Raw genomic sequence first — 17,242 nt, 5'->3', positions numbered from 1 at the left:
CGGCACCACCCTCACCGCCGGAATGGTCGGAGAGTCCTTCGCCTCGCCCGAGCCGGTCAAACACCCGGCCCAGGACGACGGATGGGACTTCTGACGTGAACCTCACCGACTACTGGTCCACGTTCGCGAAGGAGGGCGGCCGCGTCGGCAGCGGCGCCCTCGGCAGCGGGCAGGGCGGAGTGGCGCGATGTGTGCGCTGACGTACGCGCACTGCCTGCGCGCCCGCACCCCCCACCGCCGTAGACGAAAACCTGCCGACCTCCCGGCCACGACCTGAGAGACCGTGACCGCCGGGCCTACGAGAGGAACACCTCCCGTGCCTGCCAACCTCCCCCTTTCCCGGCTTCGCTCGAACGGGGGCGCGTCCAGTCGCCTGCTACGCCGCGGCCTCGCCACCGTCGCCGCGCTTCCCCTTCTCACCCTCGCCGCCTGCGGCTACGGCTCCGAGGCCAAGGACGAGCCGTCCGCGCAGAAGGTGGCCGCCGGGGCGCAGAAGATCGACGGTCTCGACTCCGTCAAGATCGGCTACTTCGGCAACCTGACCCACGGGACCGCCCTCGTCGGCGTGAACAAGGGCTACTTCCAGAAGGCTCTCGGCGCCACCAAGGCGTCATACCAGATCTTCAACGCCGGCCCGTCCGAGATCGAGGCGCTGAACTCCGGCTCGATCGACATCGGCTGGATCGGCCCCTCCCCGGCGATCAACGGGTACACCAAGTCCGCCGGCAAGAACCTGCGCATCGTGGGCGGTTCGGCGTCCGGCGGGGTGAAGCTGGTGGTCGACCCCGCCAAGATCAAGTCGCTCAAGGACGTCAAGGGCAAGAGGATCGCCACTCCGCAGCTCGGCAACACGCAGGACGTGGCGTTGCTGAACTGGATCTCCGAGCAGGGCTGGAAGGTCGACGCGGAGAGCGGCAAGGGTGACGTGTCGGTCATCCGCACCGACAACAAGGTGACCCCGGACGCCTACAGGTCCGGTTCCATCGACGGCGCCTGGGTGCCGGAGCCGACCGCGTCGAAGCTGGTCGCCGAGGGCGCCAAGGTGCTGCTGGACGAATCCGACCTGTGGCCCGACAAGAAGTTCGTGATCACGAACATCATCGTGTCCCAGAAGTTCCTCAAGGAGCACCCGAAGGCCGTCGAGGCGGTGCTCAAGGCCTCGGTCGACGTCAACAAGTACATCAACGCCAACCCGGACGAGGCGAAGGCGGCGGCGAACGCGCAGCTGAAGGTGGACTCCGGCAAGGAGCTGCCCGCGGAGGTGCTGGACCCGGCCTGGAAGTCCATCCGGTTCACCGACGACCCGCTCGCCGCCACGCTCAACAGCGAGGCCCGGCACGCGGTCAAGGCCGGTCTGCTGGAGGACCCGCTGCTGGACGGCATCTACGACCTCGCGCCCCTGAACAAGGTCCTTCAGGCCGCGGGTGAGCCCACGGTCGACGACGCCGGTCTCGGCGTCGAGTAACCCCGCAACCACGAGAGTTCCCAGGAGGTGACGACCATGGCCACCACGCTCGCCAAGGCCGCCGACGGCACCGAGTCGGTGGAGTACGCCGCCCGTATCGAGCATGTCTCGAAGTCCTTCGCCGGGCCCGCCGGGCAGCAGCTCGTCCTGGACGACATCACCCTCGATGTCGCGCCGGGCGAGTTCGTCACCCTCCTGGGCGCCTCGGGCTGCGGCAAGTCGACGCTGCTGAACCTGGTGGCGGGGCTCGACGCCCCGACCGCCGGTCACATCGGCACCGACGGGCGACCGGCTCTGATGTTCCAGGAGCACGCCCTGTTCCCGTGGCTGACCGCGGGCAAGAACATCGAACTCGCCCTGAAGCTCGGGGGAGTTCCCAAGAGCGACCGGCGCGACCGCGCCGAGGAGCTGCTGGCACTCGTCCGGCTGCAAGGATCGTACGGAAAGCGCGTACACGAGCTTTCCGGCGGCATGCGCCAGCGGGTGGCGCTGGCCCGCGCTCTGGCGCAGGACGCCCGGTTGCTGCTGATGGACGAGCCGTTCGCGGCGCTCGACGCGATCACACGGGACGTGCTGCACGACGAACTCACCAGGATCTGGGCGGAGACGGGCCTTTCGGTGCTGTTCGTCACGCACAACGTGCGCGAGGCGGTGCGGCTCGCGCAGCGCGTCGTCCTGCTGTCCTCCCGGCCCGGCCGGATCGCGCGCGAGTGGACGGTCGGCATTCCGCAGCCGCGCCGCATCGAGGACGCTCCCGTCGCCGAGCTGTCCCTGGAGATCACCGAAGTCCTGCGTGGGGAGATCCGTCGTCATGGCCAGCACTGAGACCACCGACCCGACGGCGAAGGCCCCGGTCCGCGACAGCGGCTTCGCGGGGGTGGAGGCGGGCCTCGACGCCCTGGAGACCTCGACGGCCGCCGGGACGTCCTTCCGGCAGACGTTCCTCGACAAGATCCTGCCGCCGATCGTCGCCATCGCGGTGGTCCTGGTGGTCTGGCAGGCGCTGATCACCTTCGGGATCGTCGACGACCCGGCGAAGCTGCCGTCCCCGTCCGACGTGGGCAACGAGTTCAAGGACGCGTGGCTGGAGGGCAAGCTCCTCGAGTACATCTGGACCAGCGTCTCGCGCGGCCTGCTGGGCTTCCTGCTCGCCCTCGCCATCGGCACGCCGCTGGGTCTGCTGGTGGCCCGGGTGAAGTTCGTGCGCGCGGCGATCGGCCCGATCCTGTCCGGCCTCCAGTCGCTGCCGTCGGTGGCGTGGGTGCCGCCCGCGGTGATCTGGCTGGGCCTGAACAACTCGATGATGTACGCGGTGATCCTGCTCGGCGCGGTCCCCTCCATCGCCAACGGCCTGGTCTCCGGCATCGACCAGGTGCCGCCGCTGTTCCTGCGGGCGGGCCGCACGATGGGCGCGACCGGGTTGAAGGGCGCCTGGCACATCGTGCTGCCGGCCTCGCTGCCCGGCTACCTGGGCGGACTGAAGCAGGGCTGGGCCTTCTCCTGGCGGTCGCTGATGGCGGCGGAGATCATCGCCTCCTCCCCCGACCTGGGCGTCGGCCTGGGCGCGCTGCTGGAGAACGGCCGCAACGCCAGTTCCATGGCGCTGGTGTTCGAGGCGATCATCCTCATCCTGTTCGTCGGTATCGCCATCGACCTGCTGATCTTCAGCCCGCTGGAGCGGCGGGTGCTCCGCGGGCGCGGACTGCTGGTGAAGGGCTGACCTCGTGCGCCATCAGCCGGTTCTCCTCGTCGTCGCCCACGGCAGCCGTGATCCGCGGCACGCGGCGACCGTCCACGCCCTCGTGCGGCGGGTCCGGTCGCTGCGGCCCGGCCTGCGGGTGGAGACCGGTTTCCTGGACTTCAACATTCCCTCCGTCCAGGGGGTGCTGGAGTCGCTGGCGGCGGAGGGCGTACGTGACGTGGTCGCGCTCCCCCTGCTGCTGACGCGGGCGTTCCACGCCAAGGCGGACATCCCGGCGGTCCTGCGGGACGCGCCACGCCGACTGCGGATCCGCCAGGCGGAGGTGCTCGGCCCTTCCCCACTGCTGCTCTCCGCCTTGGAACGGCGGCTGTACGAGGCCGGATTGACGCCCGCCGACAAGGCCTCGACCGGGGTCGTGCTGGCCTCGGCGGGTTCCACGGACCCGGAGGCGATCGCGGTGATCGCAGACATCGCGCGGGAGTGGTGGCACACCGGTTGGTACGCCGTGCGACCCGCCTTCGCCTCCGCATCCCTTCCTCGCACCGAGGACGCCGTGCGCGAACTGCGCGAACTGGGCTGTTCGACGGTGGCGGTCGCCCCGTACGTCCTGGCCCCCGGCTTCCTCCCCGACCGGATCGCCCGGGGCGCGGCACGGGCGGACGTCCTGGCGGAGGTGCTGGGCCCGTCCCCCGAGGTGGCTCACGTCCTGCTGGAGCGGTACGACGCGGCGCGCGCCCCGGTACTGGCGGCGGTCGGGGCCTGACGGCACACGCCCGGAACTGGCGGCGGCCGGGCCTGACGGGCCGCCCGACAAGGTCACGCGACGGACGGCCCGCCCACCCGCGTCCGCCTCGGCCCGAAGGAGTCGGGTTCGGCCGCCACCCGCTCATGGCCGGCTGCCGGAGGTCGAGCGGGCTCTGCCGCTTGACCTCCGGCAGCCGGCGGGAGGTGATCCACGCGAACGGGCAGGCGGGGTCGGACCAGAGGTCGACGCGGAGCGGTGAACGGGTGGCCGGGGGTCATGCCCGCGACACTGGTCCGCGATCGGGTCCCCGGCCGGCATGCCTGCCCACCGTGGAACTTCCTCAGTGGCCCGCGTGGATGCCCTGCCGGGGTTCCCGCCAGCTCGCGCGCACCGTGGAACTTCCTCAGTGGCCCGCGTGGATGCCCTGCCGGGGGTCCCGCCCGCTCGCCGCCAGGGCCCGTCCGAAGGTCGGGGTGTCGTCCGGCACGGGCACCGGATCGGCGAAGCCGTCGTACTGGCGGTAGAGGTCGCCGTGGCGTTCGACGACGTCGAGGACCAGGCGGGCGGCACCCGCGGAGACACGGAACTCCTGGCCGGTGGAGACGGCGACGTCCCAGCCGTGGACGGCCATCTCCTTGACGATCATCGGGGCCAGCTCGTCGGCGGGCAGGGCGCCGCCGCCCAGGTCGACCTCGCCCTCCCAGACCGCCGGGTCCGCCCAGGCCGCGACCGCCCGGTCGAGCTGGGCGGCGTAGGCGTCGGGCCAACCGGGGTCCGCGGTGAAGTCGCGGGCGACCAGTTCCTCGGGAAGCTGCCTGCGCAGGGCGCGGTGCTCCAGGCCGTGGGAGGTGTAGAGGACCCAGTGGTTGACCAGGGCACGCAGGTCCCAGTCGGGGCAGTGGGTGGGGTCGTTCAGGCGGTCCGCGGGGACACCGCGCGCGACACGCGCCGCCTCGGCGGCACATTCGGACATGTACCGGTGCGTCTCGTCGTACTTCATGTCCACCACGCTAGGGACGCGGGGACGGCGTTGCCTTGAACAAACGCGACACGGTTCAGGGACGGGTCATCTCGACCAGCTTGACCACGGTGTTCCAGTTGCGGGTGGTCGCGGTCAGCCCCTTGAGGAGCCGGGCCCGGGACAGCTGTTCGGCGAGCCGGGAACGGCCGAGGCCCTCGGGGGCGTACAGGTACAGGGCACGGTCGCCGAGACGGAACTCCTCGGGCAGGTACGCGGCCGGGTCGATCACCGCGAAGCGGTCGGCGTCGACGGGGGCGGAGAAGTAGGTGACGTGCAGCTGCCTGGCCTCCAGGTCGGCCGCCGGGAAGGGGCAGGCGTCGGCAACCGCCCTGAGATACGCGTGGTCGCGCACGATCACGTCGACGGTGAAGCCGAACTGCTTCTCCATCGCCCGCGTCAGCTCCCGCGCGAGGCCGTCCTCGTCGCCGTCGTCCGTGGAGAAGGCGGCCTGGCCGCTCTGGAGGTAGGTGCGGACGCCGTCGTGGCCGAGGCCCTCCATCAGGGTCCGCAGGGCCGCCATCGGGACCTTCCGGCTGCCGCCCACGTTGATGCCGCGCAGCAGAGCGGCGTATGTCGTCATCCGTACAGCCTAGGCGGCCTTCGTGCCCCGTGGGGGTGGGCACGACGGCCGCGGGACCCCGGTCCGCGGAACGGGGTTGTGCGAAACTCTCGCCGATCGGCGGTGGCCGGATCAACTTCTTCGCGCACCTGTGACTTATTCAACAAGGTTGTGGAACCCCGCCCGGGATCGGAGATCCGTACGGCGGAACGGACGGCGGGGCCCGACCCTGATCATCGTCCCCGAGACCCGGCGATAGATGTAAGGGGTCACTGTCCTCCCCAGCGGTGAGACGGCGGGGTCCGAGGGGAGGAGTCCGGCGTCCGACACCTCGTCGAACAGCAGGACGAGATGGCTTTACGCGGCCCATACCTTCGAGGGGAGAGGTGGCGGCAGGGGGCTGCCACCGCACCTCGAGGGGGAAAGCCCGTCATGGGGAACGGAGATTCACGGGTGCGGGGCATCGCCGCGCGGGCCGGCGGCTGGAGTGCCCGGCATCGCTGGGCGGCCGTCGGTATCTGGGTGCTGTTCGTCGTCCTGGCCATGGGGCTGGGATCGGCGGCCGGTCGGGTCGACGTCAAGGACAGCGACCAGCTGAAGGGCGAGACGCACACCGCCGCCAGGATCATCGAGGACGCGGGGATCGAGGAGCCCGCCGGCGAGACCGTCCTCGTCCAGGCCAAGGACGCGAAGCTGAAGGCCACGGACGCCGCGTTCCGCGAGGCCGTCGAGGCGATCATCACGGCCGTCGAGGACACCGGCAAGGTCACCGAGGTCACCTCGCCGTACGACACGCGGACGATCTCCAAGGACGGCCGCAGCGCGCTCGTGCAGTTCGACGTGCGCGGTGACTCCGACACCGCCGGCGAGCGGATCGAGCCGGTCCTGATGGCCGTCGAGGGCGTGCAGAAGGAGCACGAGGCACTGCGGATCGAGGAGATCGGCGGCGCCAGCATGATGAAGACGTTCGACGACGCGTTCGGCGACGACTTCCAGAAGGCCGAGTACTCCGCGGTGCCGGTGGCCCTCGGCATTCTGCTCATCGCGTTCGGCGCCCTGGTCGCCGCCCTGCTGCCGGTGCTGCTCGCGGTCACCGCGATCATGGCGACGATGGGCCTGATGGGCGTCGTCAGCCATGTCATGCCGATGAGCGACACCGCCAACTCCGTGATGCTGCTGGTCGGTCTGGCCGTCGGCGTCGACTACTGCCTGTTCTACCTGCGCCGTGAGCGCGAGGAGCGCGAGGCCGGGCGGGACGGGCAGACCGCGCTGCGGATCGCCGCCGCGACCAGCGGGCGCGCGATCGTCGTCTCCGGCGTCACCGTGTGCGTGGCGATGGCGGGCATGCTGTTCACCGGCCTCGCCGAGTTCGAGGCGATGGGTCTGGCCTCGCTGATGGTGGTGGCCGTGGCCATGGTCGGGTCCGTGACCGTGCTGCCCGCGCTTCTGTCGCTGCTGGGCGAGCGGGTCGAGAAGGGCCGCATCCCCTTCCTGCGGCGACGCGCCCGCAACCGCGGCGGCGGCGGCGAGAGCCGGTTCTGGTCGGCCGTCCTGAAGGGCGTCCTCGCCCGGCCCCTGCTCTCCGTGCTCGTCGCGGCCGGCGCGCTGCTGGCCATCGCGGCGCCCGCGGTCGGCATGAAGACGCAGAACCTCACCCTGGACCAGGAGTTCGGGGACTCGCTGCCCATCGTGCAGACCTACAACCGGCTCAACGAGGCCTTCCCGGGCGGCTCCGACCCGGCCGAGGTGGTCGTCCACGCGAAGGACATCAACGCACCCGAGGTGAAGTCCGCGCTCGCCGACTTCCGTGAGCGGGCGATCAGTTCGGGCGCCTCGCGCGGCCCCGTCGAGATCAAGCTGCACGACGCGCAGAACATCGCCTTCGTGTACGTCCCGCTGGTCGGCGGGTCCGACCTGGACAAGGCGGGCGCGAGCCTGGACAAGCTGCGTGACGACGTACGGCCCGCGACCCTGGGCAAGGTGGAGGGCCTGGAGGCGCCGATCACCGGCCAGGTGGCCGGTTCGAAGGACTTCAACGACCAGCTGGCCGGAGCCGTCGTCCCGGTCTTCGCGTTCGTCGTGGTCTTCGCCTTCGCGCTGATGCTGCTCTCGTTCCGCTCGCTGACGATCGCGATCACCTCGATCGTGCTCAACCTGCTGTCCGTGGGCGCCGCCTACGGCATCCTCGTGGGGGTCTTCCAGCACGGCTGGGGCGCGTCCCTGGTGGGCGCGGAGGGCGTCGGCGCCATCGTCACCTGGCTGCCGCTGTTCCTCTTCGTGATCCTGTTCGGGCTGTCGATGGACTACCACGTGTTCGTGGTCTCCCGGATCCGCGAGGCACGGCTGCGCGGCCGGACCACGCGGGACGCCATCACGCACGGTGTCGTCACCACGGCCGGGGTCGTGACCAGCGCCGCCGTCATCATGGTCGCCGTGTTCGCGATCTTCGGCACGCTGTCCATGCAGTCCATGAAGCAGATGGGCGTCGGCCTGGCCGCCGCGGTGCTGATCGACGCGACGGTCATCCGGGGCGTGCTGCTCCCGGCGGTGATGGCGCTGCTCGGCGAGCGCAACTGGTACCTGCCGAAGTGGCTGCACCGGCTGCCCGACCTGACGCACGACGAGTCGGCCGAGGCGATCGAGCCGGTGACGAGGGACGACGAGGGCGAGCCGGTGCGGGTGTGACCCCGCCGACCCGACCCGAGCACCTCTGAACCCCTGGATCCCCGGATCCCTGGATTCCCCAGGCCGAGGGCCCGTTGACCACCGGGGAGTCGACGGGCCCTCACCCCTGTCCGCTTGGCCACGGCGGCTGTGCGCAGAGCACTACCCGGCGGGCAGTTCGGCCTCGATCAGGTCGGCCGCCCGGCGGCTGCCGCCCTCCTCGGCCATGTCGGCCCGGATCCTTGTCAGGCTCCGGGCGACCTCGGGGTCGTCGACCAGGGCAAGGGCGGCGGCCCGCAGTGTCTCGGCGGTGGCCTCCTCGGCGGGAAGATGGCGGGCCACCCCGAGTGCCTGGAGCACGTCGGCATTGCCGAACTGGTCCGCGGCCTGCGGTACGGCGATCATCGGCGTCGCCGTCGCCATCCCCTCCTGGCTGCCGCCGGCTCCGGCGTGGGTGACGAACAGGTCGGCCTGCCGCAGCACCGCCCATTGCGGCACCCACGAGTGCACTTCGACGTTCGCCGGTACGTCGCCCAGCTCGGCGGGGTCCACGTGCTTGCCGATCTGGAGCACGAGGTGCCAGCCGGGCAGGTCGGCGAAGGCCTGCGCGCAGGCGCGGTAGAAGTCCGGCTGCTTGGTGAAGGCGGAGCCCAGGGAGACGAGCACGACCTTCTCGGCGTCGGCCGGCCGGGTCCACTCGCCCTCTTCGGTCCGGTCGCCCTGGCAGGCGCCGACGAAGGTGTACACGCTCTCGTCGACCCGGTCGGCGTTCGGCTGGAGCGCCTTGGGGATGAGCACCAGGGAGCGGGCGGGCCGGCCGCCGAACTCGTCGGGGTGGAGAGTGATGCCGTTCTCCTCCAGCCAGGCCTGGAAGCGGGCGTAGTAGGCCTGTCCGCGTGCGGTCCTCTTCGGCTCGGCCCACATCGGTTCGGCGACCTCCTGCTCGTAGCCCTCCCAGGCGACGAGGGCCGGCGAGAGGGAGATGGCGGGCACGCGCCAGCGGTGGGCGAGGACGCGGGCCGGGTAGGAGGCGATGTCGTGCAGGACCAGGTCGGGCTCGTCGCCGTCGTAGGCATCGATCAGCTGGGGCAGTGCCTGGATCGCGTCGTCGAGGAAGGGCTCGACGTTGTCGAGGAGGGTGGAACCCCAGGCGGACGGGTCGGCGTCGGGCGAGGGCAGGGTGGAGTGCCAGGGCTTCACCTGCGCGCCCGTCGCGGCGACCTTGTCGGCGAGGGCGGGCGGGATGGCGTAGGTGACCCGGTGCCCGCGTGCGACGAGTTCGCGGATCACCTCCAGACTGGGGTTCACATGGCCGTGGGCGGCGATGGAGAACATGGCGATGTGCGCGGGTGCGGTCATGTGACGCACGTTAGGCGAGACGATACGTCTCGTGCAACGTGATTTCTCCGGTTCCGTCAGCGCTGGTAGCGGGCCAGCACCAGGTTCCCGTCGTCCTCCAGCCGGTCGCGCAGCTCCGCGAGACCGATCGCGCCGCTGTAGTACTCCTGGAAGGCCGGGGTCGCGACCTTGTCCTTCCACTCCGGATAGCCGCGCACCGCCTGTGCGGGCGCGGGGCGCAGATGAGCGGCGAGGGCGGTGCCGGTGGCCCAGTCGTGTTCGGTGGTGTGCAGGGCCGGGTCGGCGAGGGCCGTCGTGCCGGTGGGCAGCATCCAGTCGCCCAGGGCCAGGCGCACCATGTGGGGCGGGCGCAGGAGGAAGTCGATGAAGGCGGCGGCCTCCTTCTTGTGGGGGCTGTCCTCGGCGACGGACAGGGTCTGCGGGCTGACGCCCTGGGTGAGGCCCTCGGCGCCGGCCGGGGCGGGCAGCACCTGCCAGTCGAAGTCCTTCGGGGCCTGCCGGGCGATCTGCTGGCGGTAGGAGAAGCCGAGCGGGACCATCGCGTACTTCCCGGCGAAGAAGCCGGGCAGGGTGTCCGAGCCGCCGCTGCCGAGCAGGGAGCCGGGCGCGCTGCGGTCCTCGCCGACCTGGTCGTGGACGGTGCGCGGTACCACCGAGTCGCCCTCCTCGAAGCGGACGGTGACCTTGCCGTCGGGTCCCCGGTGGAACAGTTGCCCGCCGGCCGACAGGGAAAGGTTGAGGGTGGCGGAGACGGGGTCCTTCAGCGGCCAGGCCACCCCGTACCTGCCGTCGCCGCTGAGCTGTTCGGTGATCCGGCGGAACTCCGCCCAGCTCCACGGCCGTTCGGGGGTGGGGATGCGCACGCCGGACTCCTTGAGCCAGGTGGCGTTGGCGACGAGGACGCGGGGTTCCTGGAGGAAGGGCACGCCGTAGACGCCGTCGCCGAAGGTCGTCGTCTCCCAGCTGCGCCGCGGGATGTCGGACGTCAGGCGGTCGGGGAGCAGCCCGGTGAGGTCGGCGAGGTAGCCGCCGTAGGCGAAGTCCGCGAGGTCGTCGGAGGCGTCGTGGATGATGTCCGGTGCCTCACCGCCCTCGAAGGAGGTGAGGAGCTGGTCGTGGACGCTGTCCCAACTGCCCTGGACGTACTCGACCTTGACGTCCGGATGGGCCGCGTTCCACTCCTTCACCAGTGCCTTGTTGGCCTCGACGGACTCCTCCTGCCAGGCCAGGGACTGGAAACGGAGCGTGATGGTTCCGGTCTCCGAGCCGCCGCCCCCGCAGGCAACGCAGCTCGCCAGGAGCAGGGCGAGGGCGAGGAGAAGAGAGCCTCGGGTGCGCATCAGCCCTTCACCGCCCCCGCGAGCATGCCGCTTGTGATCCGCCGCTGGATGAGCGCGAACACGAGCAGTGAGGGAAGGGTGGCGAGGACGGCGGCGGCCGCCAGCGGGCCCAGGTCGGCGACGCCCTCCGCGCCGATGAAGTGGGTGAGGACCACCGGCAGAGTCTGTTTCTCCGGGGTCTTCAGCAGCACGAGCGCGAAGAAGAACTCGTTCCACGCCGTGACGAACGCGAACAGGGCCGTCGCCACGATGCCTGGCGCGAGCAGCGGGGCGGTCACCGACACCAGGGTCCGCAGCCGCCCGGCCCCGTCGACGGCCGCCGCCTCCTCCAGCTCGGCGGGCACCGCCCGGACGTATCCGACGAGCATCCACAGGGCGAACGGCAGGGCCCACACCACGTACACCAGGACCAGGCCGGGAGTCGAGTCGATCAGCCGCAGGTTCTTCAGCACCAGGAACAGGGGGATGATCACCAGCACCAGCGGGAAGGCCTGGCTGACCACCACCCAGCCGGTCGCGGCCCGCGCGAGCAGGGTGCGGCGCCGGGCGACGACGTAGGCCAGCGGGGTCGCGATCAGTACGGCGGTCAGCGCGGCCCCGGCGGCGGCGAGCAGGGAGTTGCCGGCGGCGCGCAGCAGTGGCTGTTCGTCGAAGGCCTGCCGGAAGTTGGCGAGGGTGGGGTCCTCCGGAATCCAGGTGGGGTGCAGACTGCCCAGTTCTCGGGGGGACTTGAACGCCGTGGAGACCAGCCAGAGGAAGGGGAAGGCGAGGAAGAGGAGATAGCCGAGCAGGGCCAGGTACTGGCCGGCGCGGCCCGCTGTGCCGGTCCTCATGTCTCGTCCTCTCCCTGGAGGCGGCCGACGAGGAAGAGGGCCAGCAGCACCGCGATCACCGCGACCATCACGCACCCCATCGCCGCCGCGTAGCCGAACTGTCCGTAACGGAAGGCTTCTTCGTAGGCGAAGAGCATGGGCAGCCGGGTACGGCCGCCGGGGCCGCCGCTGGTCAGGACGTAGACCAGGGCGAAGGAGTTGAAGTTCCAGATGAAGTTGAGCGCGGTGATCGCGAGCGCGACCGGGCGCAGGGCGGGCCAGGTGACCGTGCGGAAGCGGCGCCAGGCGCCGGCGCCGTCGACCGCGGCGGCCTCGTGGAGTTCGCGCGGGGTGTTCTGGAGGCCGGCGAGCAGGGCGACCGTCGTCTGGGGCAGCCCGGCCCACACCCCGACGACGATCACGGCGGGCAGCGCGGTCGTCAGGCCGCTCAGCCAGTCCCTGCCGTCGCCGAGGCCCAGGTCGCGCAGGGTCTCGTTGAGGACACCGGCGTCGGGGTTGTAGACGAGGCGCCACATCACGCCGACGACGACCTCGGGCATCGCCCAGGGAATGATCGCCAGGGCGCGGGCCAGCCAGCGCAGCCGTAACTCCTGGTTCAGCAGGAGGGCGAGGCCGAGGGCGAGCAGGAACTGCGGGACGGTCACCCCGACCGCCCAGACCAGCCCGATACGGAACGACTCCCAGAACAGCGTGTCGTGCCACAGGTCGGCGAAGTTCAGTCCGCCGATCCACCGTGTGGCCGCGGTCCGGCCCGACTGGGCGTCGGTGAAGGCGAGCAGGATGCCGTACAGCAGCGGGCCGACGCTCAGCACCAGGATCGGCAGCAGCGCGGGCAGGACGAGGAACCACGCGCCGCGGTGGGTGGTCCGGCGCGGCGGGCGGCGGACCGCGCGGTTCCCCTCGGTCAGCGACGGCACGAAGCGATCCCCCCTTTCCCGGCGGCTCCGGCGGGCCCCGCCATGGTCGTGAAGCCGCGGTACGCCGTCAAGACACCGCGCACACGGCCCGACCTGTGCGAATGCGAGACTGGGCGTCGGATGGCCGGATTCCGACGCCGTCCCGGCAGCAGCAGACGGTCACGACAGGGAGGCGGACGATGGACGAGGCGCGGGCGAGGGACGTACTGACCGCGGCGGGGCTGCCCGCCGGGGAGGCGCGCATGCTCGCCTTCGGCGAGAACGCGGTGTTCGCCGCCGGTGACCTGGTCGTGAAGGTGGGCCGGGACGCCGAGCTGCTGGAACGAGCCCGGCGCGAGCTGGACGTCGCGGCCTGGCTGGCCGGGGCGGGCGTCCCCGCGGTGCGGGCGGCCGAGCCGAGCCCCCTGCTGGTCGAGGGACACCCGGTGACGGTGTGGCACCGGCTGCCGGACCCGGTGCGGCCCGCCGAGCCACGCGATCTGGCCGAACTCCTGCGTCTCGTGCACGCGCTGCCCTCACCGTCGTTCACGCTGCCGCCGCGCGATCTGCTGGCCGGGGTGGAGCGCTGGCTGCGGCTGGCCGGCACCGCGATCGACCCGGCGGACGCGGCGTACCTGCGGGAGCGCCGGGACGGTTTCGCGACGGCCGCCGCCGCCCTCACGCCCCATCTGCCGCCCGGCCCGATCCACGGCGACGCGCTCCCCCGCAACGTGCACATCGGCCCGGACGGGCCGGTCCTCGTCGACCTGGAGACCTTCTCCGACGACCTGCGCGAGCACGACCTGGTCGTCCTGGCGCTCTCCCGCGACCGCTACGGCCTGTCCGCCGAGGCCTACGACTCCTTCACCGGCGCCTACGGATGGGACGTGCGGGAGTGGGAGGGCTGTGCGGTGCTGCGGGGCGCCCGTGAGACGGCGAGCTGCGCCTGGGTGGCCCAGCACGCGCCGGCCGACCCCAAGGCGCTGGCCGAGTTCGGGCGGCGGGTGGCATCGCTGCGCGAGGGGGACGAGTCGGTGCGCTGGTACCCCTTCTGAGCCGGGCTCAGACGCCCCTGGCGGGCGTCGCTCCGCTGCCCCCGGGCCGGGGCTCAGGGGGTGTGGCTGTCCGCCGGTTCCCGCACCGGCCAGACGCCGTCGACGACCGCCTCGGCGTCGCCCTTGCGTCGCAGGAAGTCCTGGAAGTCCGCCGCCCAGGCCGCGTACCACTCGATCTGTCCGCGGTGCAGCTCCGCCGGGCCGAGGGCGGCGACCTTGGGGTGGCGCTCGGCTATCGCCCGGGCCAGGCGGGCGGCGGCGAGCGCGTCGGCGGAGGCGTCGTGCGCCGCGTCGAGAATGACGCCGTACTCGGCGCAGACCGCTTCGAGGTTGCGCTTGCCGCGGCGGTAGCGGTCGGCCCAGCGGTCGATGGTGTACGGGTCGACGACCGGGGCGGGGTCGAGGCCGCCCAGGCGGTCGCGCAGGGAGGGCAGGCCGTGTCTGCGCAGTTCGGCGGAGAGCAGGGTCAGATCGAAGGCGGCGTTGTAGGCGACGACCGGGACGCCGGTGCGCCAGTAGCTGGTGAGGACGCCGGCGATGGCGTCCGCGACCTCGTCGGCGGGGCGGCCCTCGGAGCCGGCCCGCTCATTGCTGATGCCGTGGACCGCCACCGCGTCCGCCGGTATCTCCACGCCCGGGTCGGCCAGCCATTCCCGGCTTCCGAGGACCTGCCCGTCTCTGACCTCGATCACGGCGCCCGTGACGATGCGCGCCTCGCGCGGGTCCGTCCCGGTCGTCTCCAGGTCGAAGCCGATGAGCAGCTCGCGGTGCCAGACCATGATGGCCCCCCTTCTTGGTGGTGCTTCCCCCCCAGTGGTTTCCACCTTCGCACGCGCCACTGACAATCAGAGGAGCGCGTTCCGCTTTCCGGCGGGACGGTTCCGGACAACTGCCGCACATCACCCGCGAACGGTCAGGACACCGGCCGGGAGTCCGCCCAGGCCAGCTCGAACTCTTCGCGATACGCGGCGAAAAGTCCGCCTTCGTCGACCTCGCCGGACTTGACCACCCGGTTGCCGTTGCGCAGCACCAGCACCGGTGCCTCCATGCCGCGCATGCGCCGCAGGTAGGACTGCACGACCGCGATGCCGTCGGTGCCGTCGCCGTCGACCAGGTAGGCGGTGAAGCGGGGCGTCTCGTCGTAGACGTGGATCTGGAAGGCGCCGGGATCGCGCAGCCGGGAGCGGACCCGGCGCATGTGCAGGATGTTCATCTCCACGGCGCGGCTCAGTTCGCCCCGCTTCATGCCGAGTTCGCGCTCGCGGCGCTTCACGGCGCTGGAGGCGGGGTTGAGGAACAGCAGCCGCACCCGCGCGCCCGCCTCGGCCAGCCGGACGAGCCGCCGGCCGGAGAAGTTCTGGACGAGCAGGTTGAGTCCGATGCCGATGGCGTCGAGGCGGCGGGCCCCGTCGAAGATGTTCTCGGCGGGGAACTGGCGCAGCAGCCGCACCCGGTCGGTGTGGACGGCGACCACGTCCGCGTACCGGTCGCCGATGAGGTCCTCGACGGCGTCCACGGGCAGTCGGCGCGCGGAGGGCACGTCGCCGCCGGTGCCGAGCATCTCCAGCAGGCGTGCGGAGGCGCGTTCGGCCTGGTTCAGGACTGCCTCGGACAGCGCCCGGTTGCGGGAGACGACGTTGCGGGTCACCTCCAGCTCGTCCAGCGCGAGTTCGACGTCCCGCCGGTCGTCCAGGTACGGCTCGAAGCACGGCCAGTGCTGCACCATCAGCTCGCGCAGCTGCGGCAGGGTGAGGAAGGAGATCACGTTGTCGTCCGCCGGGTCGAGCAAGTAGCCCTTGCGGCGGCTCACTTCGCGTACGGCGACGGCGCGCTGCACCCACTCCTGGCCGGCCGGGCCGGCCGCGGCGACCACCCACTCGTCGCCGTGGACGGGTTCGTAGACGGGTCGCAGCACGGCGGACACCACGGCGCGCAACCGCTGTTCGACGAGGTTCAGCCAGATGTAGGCACGGCCGGCCCGCCGGGCGCGGGTGCGCACCTCGTGCCAGGCCTCGGCGTCCCAGTCCAGCTCCGGCCCGATGGCGCCCTCCATCGGCCGGGCCAGGGACACCGTGCCGGGCGGGACGTCTGTGGAGCCCCCCTCATGACTGTCGTCACCAGGGGGCAGCTCCAGCCCTCCCGAGCCCACCCGCGCACCGCCTTCCGCTCCCCCGAGCATCCCCGTCCCAACGATCAAGGAAGGGTACTCCGGTAGCGGTCGGCGGTGCAGCCGGATGGCCAGGGTGGTTTCTCGACTTCAGGTACGGGGGCGGCCGTTCTCACCGACGAGCGCCGGCGGAGTGAGCGGGCTCATAGCGGTGACGTCCCTGGGGGCGATCGAGAATCCCTGCCAGTGCACCGGCATGGGCTGCTGGTCCTCGTCCCGCGCGACGTGGTGGAAGCCGACGTTCACCCAGGCCACGGGGTGGGTGAGCGCCTGTCCGTCCACCCACTTGTCGACGGCCGTGGGGTGCCGGGGAGCGCACAGGCGGACGTTGTTGTTCGCGTACTGCTCGCACTTGTTGTACTGGGTGAAGTAGACGTCGTGCCGGGTGAAGGCGCGCCCCGGGTACTTGCTGCTGACGCCGGGGACGATCTCGTACGAGCGCGGGTGGCCGTCCTTGTTCTTGCCCGTGGTGCTGACCACGCGCCACCAGCGCATGTTCTTGGCATCGCCCGCGAGTTCCTTGGTGACGGGGGTGCGGGTGGTCTTGTTGGTGGGGGCCTGGGCGCCCGCGGCGGGCGGGCTGACCACCGAGTCGTACTGCTCGACCTTGTTCTTGGAGGAGCCGTCCAGACCGAAGTCGAGCCGCCAGAACACGTTGTGGTTGTGGCTGGTGGCGTAGGCCTTGGCGCCCTTGCCTATCGGCCACCCGCGGCCGTCGCCCGCGTCGTAGTCGAAGGGCGAGAGGCTGCCGGTGGCGCCGACGTTCATGGAGACGGTGCCGTCGTCGGAGAAGCGCCACTCGGTGACGTACTCGTACCAGCTCACCTTGTTGACGGTGTAGACGAGCAGGTCCTTGCCCTGTGCCTGGTAGACCTTCCCGGAGTCGGTCTGCATCCGGTAGGCGTGGCCGCGGGCCCGCGTGGTGGTGCACAGGCCCTTCACATTGGGGTTCTCGGAGTTGTAGGCGTCGGGGACCTTCACCGTCTTGATGGTGCCGCCGGGGCACTCGGCGGGGGTCATGTTGACCAGACCGGAGCCGAAGTTGTAGTCGGTGATGTCGTTGTACTCGTTGGAGCCGTCGTCGTACGGCACGTGGATCTGGGCGAGTTTGGCGCTGTTGAGGACTCTGATCGGCCGGGCCTCGCCGCGCGGCTGGTAGGAGACCTTCTCCAGGACGAGCCCGGACTTGGACTCGAAGCGCCAGCACATGCTCCACGTCGTGCCGTTGGAGAGTTTCTGCTGGATGCGGTAGGCGGCGCTACAGTCCGCGGCTGCCGCGGGGGCAGCCTTCGGCTGGGCAGCTGCCGGGGCGGTGCCGGTCGCGGACGCTCCGGCGGCCAGCGCGGCCACCGACAGGCCGAGGGCCGCGCTCTTGCGGGCACGGCTGATCGCGGGCGGCCGGTGGCCGCCGTTCGGACGGTTCAGGCGCATGAGGA

General features: G+C 71.4%; 14 protein-coding genes and 1 pseudogene. 6 read left to right on the top strand and 9 right to left on the bottom strand.

Going from position 1 to position 17,242, the window contains the following annotated elements:
• Window positions 1-316: 316 nt before the first annotated feature.
• From ACZ5Y0_RS16870 to ACZ5Y0_RS16855, 4 genes are read left to right on the top strand one after another with little or no spacing between them, the layout of a single operon-like run.
• Window positions 317-1,465: an aliphatic sulfonate ABC transporter substrate-binding protein gene (locus ACZ5Y0_RS16870; protein WP_469129421.1), complete on the top strand. Its 1,149-nt coding sequence runs from the start codon at window positions 317-319 to the stop codon at window positions 1,463-1,465.
• Between the two features lie 36 nt (window positions 1,466-1,501).
• A complete protein-coding gene (locus tag ACZ5Y0_RS16865) occupies window positions 1,502-2,290 on the top strand; it encodes an ABC transporter ATP-binding protein (RefSeq protein WP_469129420.1) in 789 nt (262 codons plus the stop codon).
• Window positions 2,277-3,185 (top strand): ABC transporter permease, encoded by a 909-nt coding sequence (locus ACZ5Y0_RS16860; RefSeq protein ID WP_469129419.1) that lies wholly within the window; start codon window positions 2,277-2,279, stop codon window positions 3,183-3,185. Before ACZ5Y0_RS16865 ends, ACZ5Y0_RS16860 begins: the two co-directional genes overlap by 14 nt.
• Before the next feature lie 4 nt (window positions 3,186-3,189).
• A complete protein-coding gene (locus tag ACZ5Y0_RS16855; protein WP_469129418.1) occupies window positions 3,190-3,930 on the top strand; it encodes a sirohydrochlorin chelatase in 741 nt (246 codons plus the stop codon).
• Window positions 3,931-4,315: 385 nt separating this feature from the next.
• On the opposite strand, the gene ACZ5Y0_RS16850 is transcribed toward ACZ5Y0_RS16855, so the two are convergent.
• Both ACZ5Y0_RS16850 and ACZ5Y0_RS16845 read right to left on the bottom strand, forming a co-directional pair.
• A complete protein-coding gene (locus tag ACZ5Y0_RS16850) occupies window positions 4,316-4,912 on the bottom strand; it encodes a TIGR03086 family metal-binding protein (RefSeq protein ID WP_469129417.1) in 597 nt (198 codons plus the stop codon).
• Window positions 4,913-4,967: 55 nt separating this feature from the next.
• On the bottom strand, window positions 4,968-5,513 hold the full coding sequence (locus ACZ5Y0_RS16845; RefSeq protein WP_469129416.1) for a DUF1697 domain-containing protein: 546 nt from the start codon (window positions 5,511-5,513) through the stop codon (window positions 4,968-4,970).
• Window positions 5,514-5,924: 411 nt separating this feature from the next.
• On the opposite strand from ACZ5Y0_RS16845, the gene ACZ5Y0_RS16840 reads away from it, so the two are divergent.
• Window positions 5,925-8,177, top strand: coding sequence for an MMPL family transporter (locus tag ACZ5Y0_RS16840; protein WP_469129415.1), 2,253 nt, complete (start codon window positions 5,925-5,927; stop codon window positions 8,175-8,177).
• 141 nt (window positions 8,178-8,318) lie between these two features.
• Here ACZ5Y0_RS16840 and mgt read toward each other — a convergent pair.
• The 4 genes and pseudogenes from mgt to ACZ5Y0_RS16820 all read right to left on the bottom strand — a co-directional run bounded on the left by mgt (window position 8,319) and on the right by ACZ5Y0_RS16820 (window position 12,596).
• Window positions 8,319-9,558 (bottom strand): annotated as a pseudogene (mgt, locus tag ACZ5Y0_RS16835) (macrolide-inactivating glycosyltransferase).
• Between the two features lie 13 nt (window positions 9,559-9,571).
• The gene (locus ACZ5Y0_RS16830) at window positions 9,572-10,855 is read right to left on the bottom strand and encodes an ABC transporter substrate-binding protein (protein ID WP_469129414.1); all 1,284 of its coding nucleotides are present in this window, start codon (window positions 10,853-10,855) and stop codon (window positions 9,572-9,574) included.
• Window positions 10,855-11,688, bottom strand: a complete 834-nt coding sequence (locus ACZ5Y0_RS16825; RefSeq protein ID WP_469129413.1) for a carbohydrate ABC transporter permease — start codon at window positions 11,686-11,688, stop codon at window positions 10,855-10,857. The genes ACZ5Y0_RS16830 and ACZ5Y0_RS16825 overlap by 1 nt, the downstream gene beginning before the upstream one ends.
• Entirely contained in the window at window positions 11,685-12,596 is a 912-nt protein-coding gene (locus ACZ5Y0_RS16820) for a carbohydrate ABC transporter permease (protein WP_469129436.1), read from the bottom strand. Before ACZ5Y0_RS16820 ends, ACZ5Y0_RS16825 begins: the two co-directional genes overlap by 4 nt.
• A gap of 188 nt (window positions 12,597-12,784) precedes the next feature.
• Here ACZ5Y0_RS16820 and ACZ5Y0_RS16815 point away from each other — a divergent pair, with 188 nt between their 5' ends.
• Window positions 12,785-13,639 (top strand): phosphotransferase enzyme family protein, encoded by an 855-nt coding sequence (locus tag ACZ5Y0_RS16815; RefSeq protein WP_469129412.1) that lies wholly within the window; start codon window positions 12,785-12,787, stop codon window positions 13,637-13,639.
• A gap of 53 nt (window positions 13,640-13,692) precedes the next feature.
• Here the strand turns inward: ACZ5Y0_RS16815 and ACZ5Y0_RS16810 are convergent, their stop codons facing one another.
• From ACZ5Y0_RS16810 to ACZ5Y0_RS16800, 3 genes are all read right to left on the bottom strand, one after another.
• The gene (locus ACZ5Y0_RS16810) at window positions 13,693-14,418 is read right to left on the bottom strand and encodes an exonuclease domain-containing protein (RefSeq protein ID WP_469129411.1); all 726 of its coding nucleotides are present in this window, start codon (window positions 14,416-14,418) and stop codon (window positions 13,693-13,695) included.
• A 134-nt stretch (window positions 14,419-14,552) separates the two neighbouring features.
• Window positions 14,553-15,818, bottom strand: a complete 1,266-nt coding sequence (locus ACZ5Y0_RS16805; protein WP_469129435.1) for an SAV2148 family HEPN domain-containing protein — start codon at window positions 15,816-15,818, stop codon at window positions 14,553-14,555.
• A 78-nt stretch (window positions 15,819-15,896) separates the two neighbouring features.
• A complete protein-coding gene (locus tag ACZ5Y0_RS16800) occupies window positions 15,897-17,237 on the bottom strand; it encodes a copper amine oxidase (protein ID WP_469129410.1) in 1,341 nt (446 codons plus the stop codon).
• Window positions 17,238-17,242: the final 5 nt, after the last annotated feature.

It is taken from the genome of Streptomyces sp. NPDC033216, assembly GCF_055577115.1.
Note: the sequence above shows the minus strand (reverse complement) of the source record. Positions and strands in the feature narration are given on the sequence as shown.

Coding starts and splice junctions, on each gene's coding strand:
- ACZ5Y0_RS16810 (WP_469129411.1), bottom strand. CDS start 14,418: ATGGTCTGGCACCGCGAGCTGCTCATCGGCTTCGACCTGGAGACGACC.
- ACZ5Y0_RS16830 (WP_469129414.1), bottom strand. CDS start 10,855: ATGCGCACCCGAGGCTCTCTTCTCCTCGCCCTCGCCCTGCTCCTGGCG.
- ACZ5Y0_RS16825 (WP_469129413.1), bottom strand. CDS start 11,688: ATGAGGACCGGCACAGCGGGCCGCGCCGGCCAGTACCTGGCCCTGCTC.
- ACZ5Y0_RS16845 (WP_469129416.1), bottom strand. CDS start 5,513: ATGACGACATACGCCGCTCTGCTGCGCGGCATCAACGTGGGCGGCAGC.
- ACZ5Y0_RS16840 (WP_469129415.1), top strand. CDS start 5,925: ATGGGGAACGGAGATTCACGGGTGCGGGGCATCGCCGCGCGGGCCGGC.
- ACZ5Y0_RS16865 (WP_469129420.1), top strand. CDS start 1,502: ATGGCCACCACGCTCGCCAAGGCCGCCGACGGCACCGAGTCGGTGGAG.
- ACZ5Y0_RS16805 (WP_469129435.1), bottom strand. CDS start 15,818: ATGCTCGGGGGAGCGGAAGGCGGTGCGCGGGTGGGCTCGGGAGGGCTG.
- ACZ5Y0_RS16800 (WP_469129410.1), bottom strand. CDS start 17,237: ATGCGCCTGAACCGTCCGAACGGCGGCCACCGGCCGCCCGCGATCAGC.
- ACZ5Y0_RS16815 (WP_469129412.1), top strand. CDS start 12,785: ATGGACGAGGCGCGGGCGAGGGACGTACTGACCGCGGCGGGGCTGCCC.
- ACZ5Y0_RS16860 (WP_469129419.1), top strand. CDS start 2,277: ATGGCCAGCACTGAGACCACCGACCCGACGGCGAAGGCCCCGGTCCGC.
- ACZ5Y0_RS16850 (WP_469129417.1), bottom strand. CDS start 4,912: ATGAAGTACGACGAGACGCACCGGTACATGTCCGAATGTGCCGCCGAG.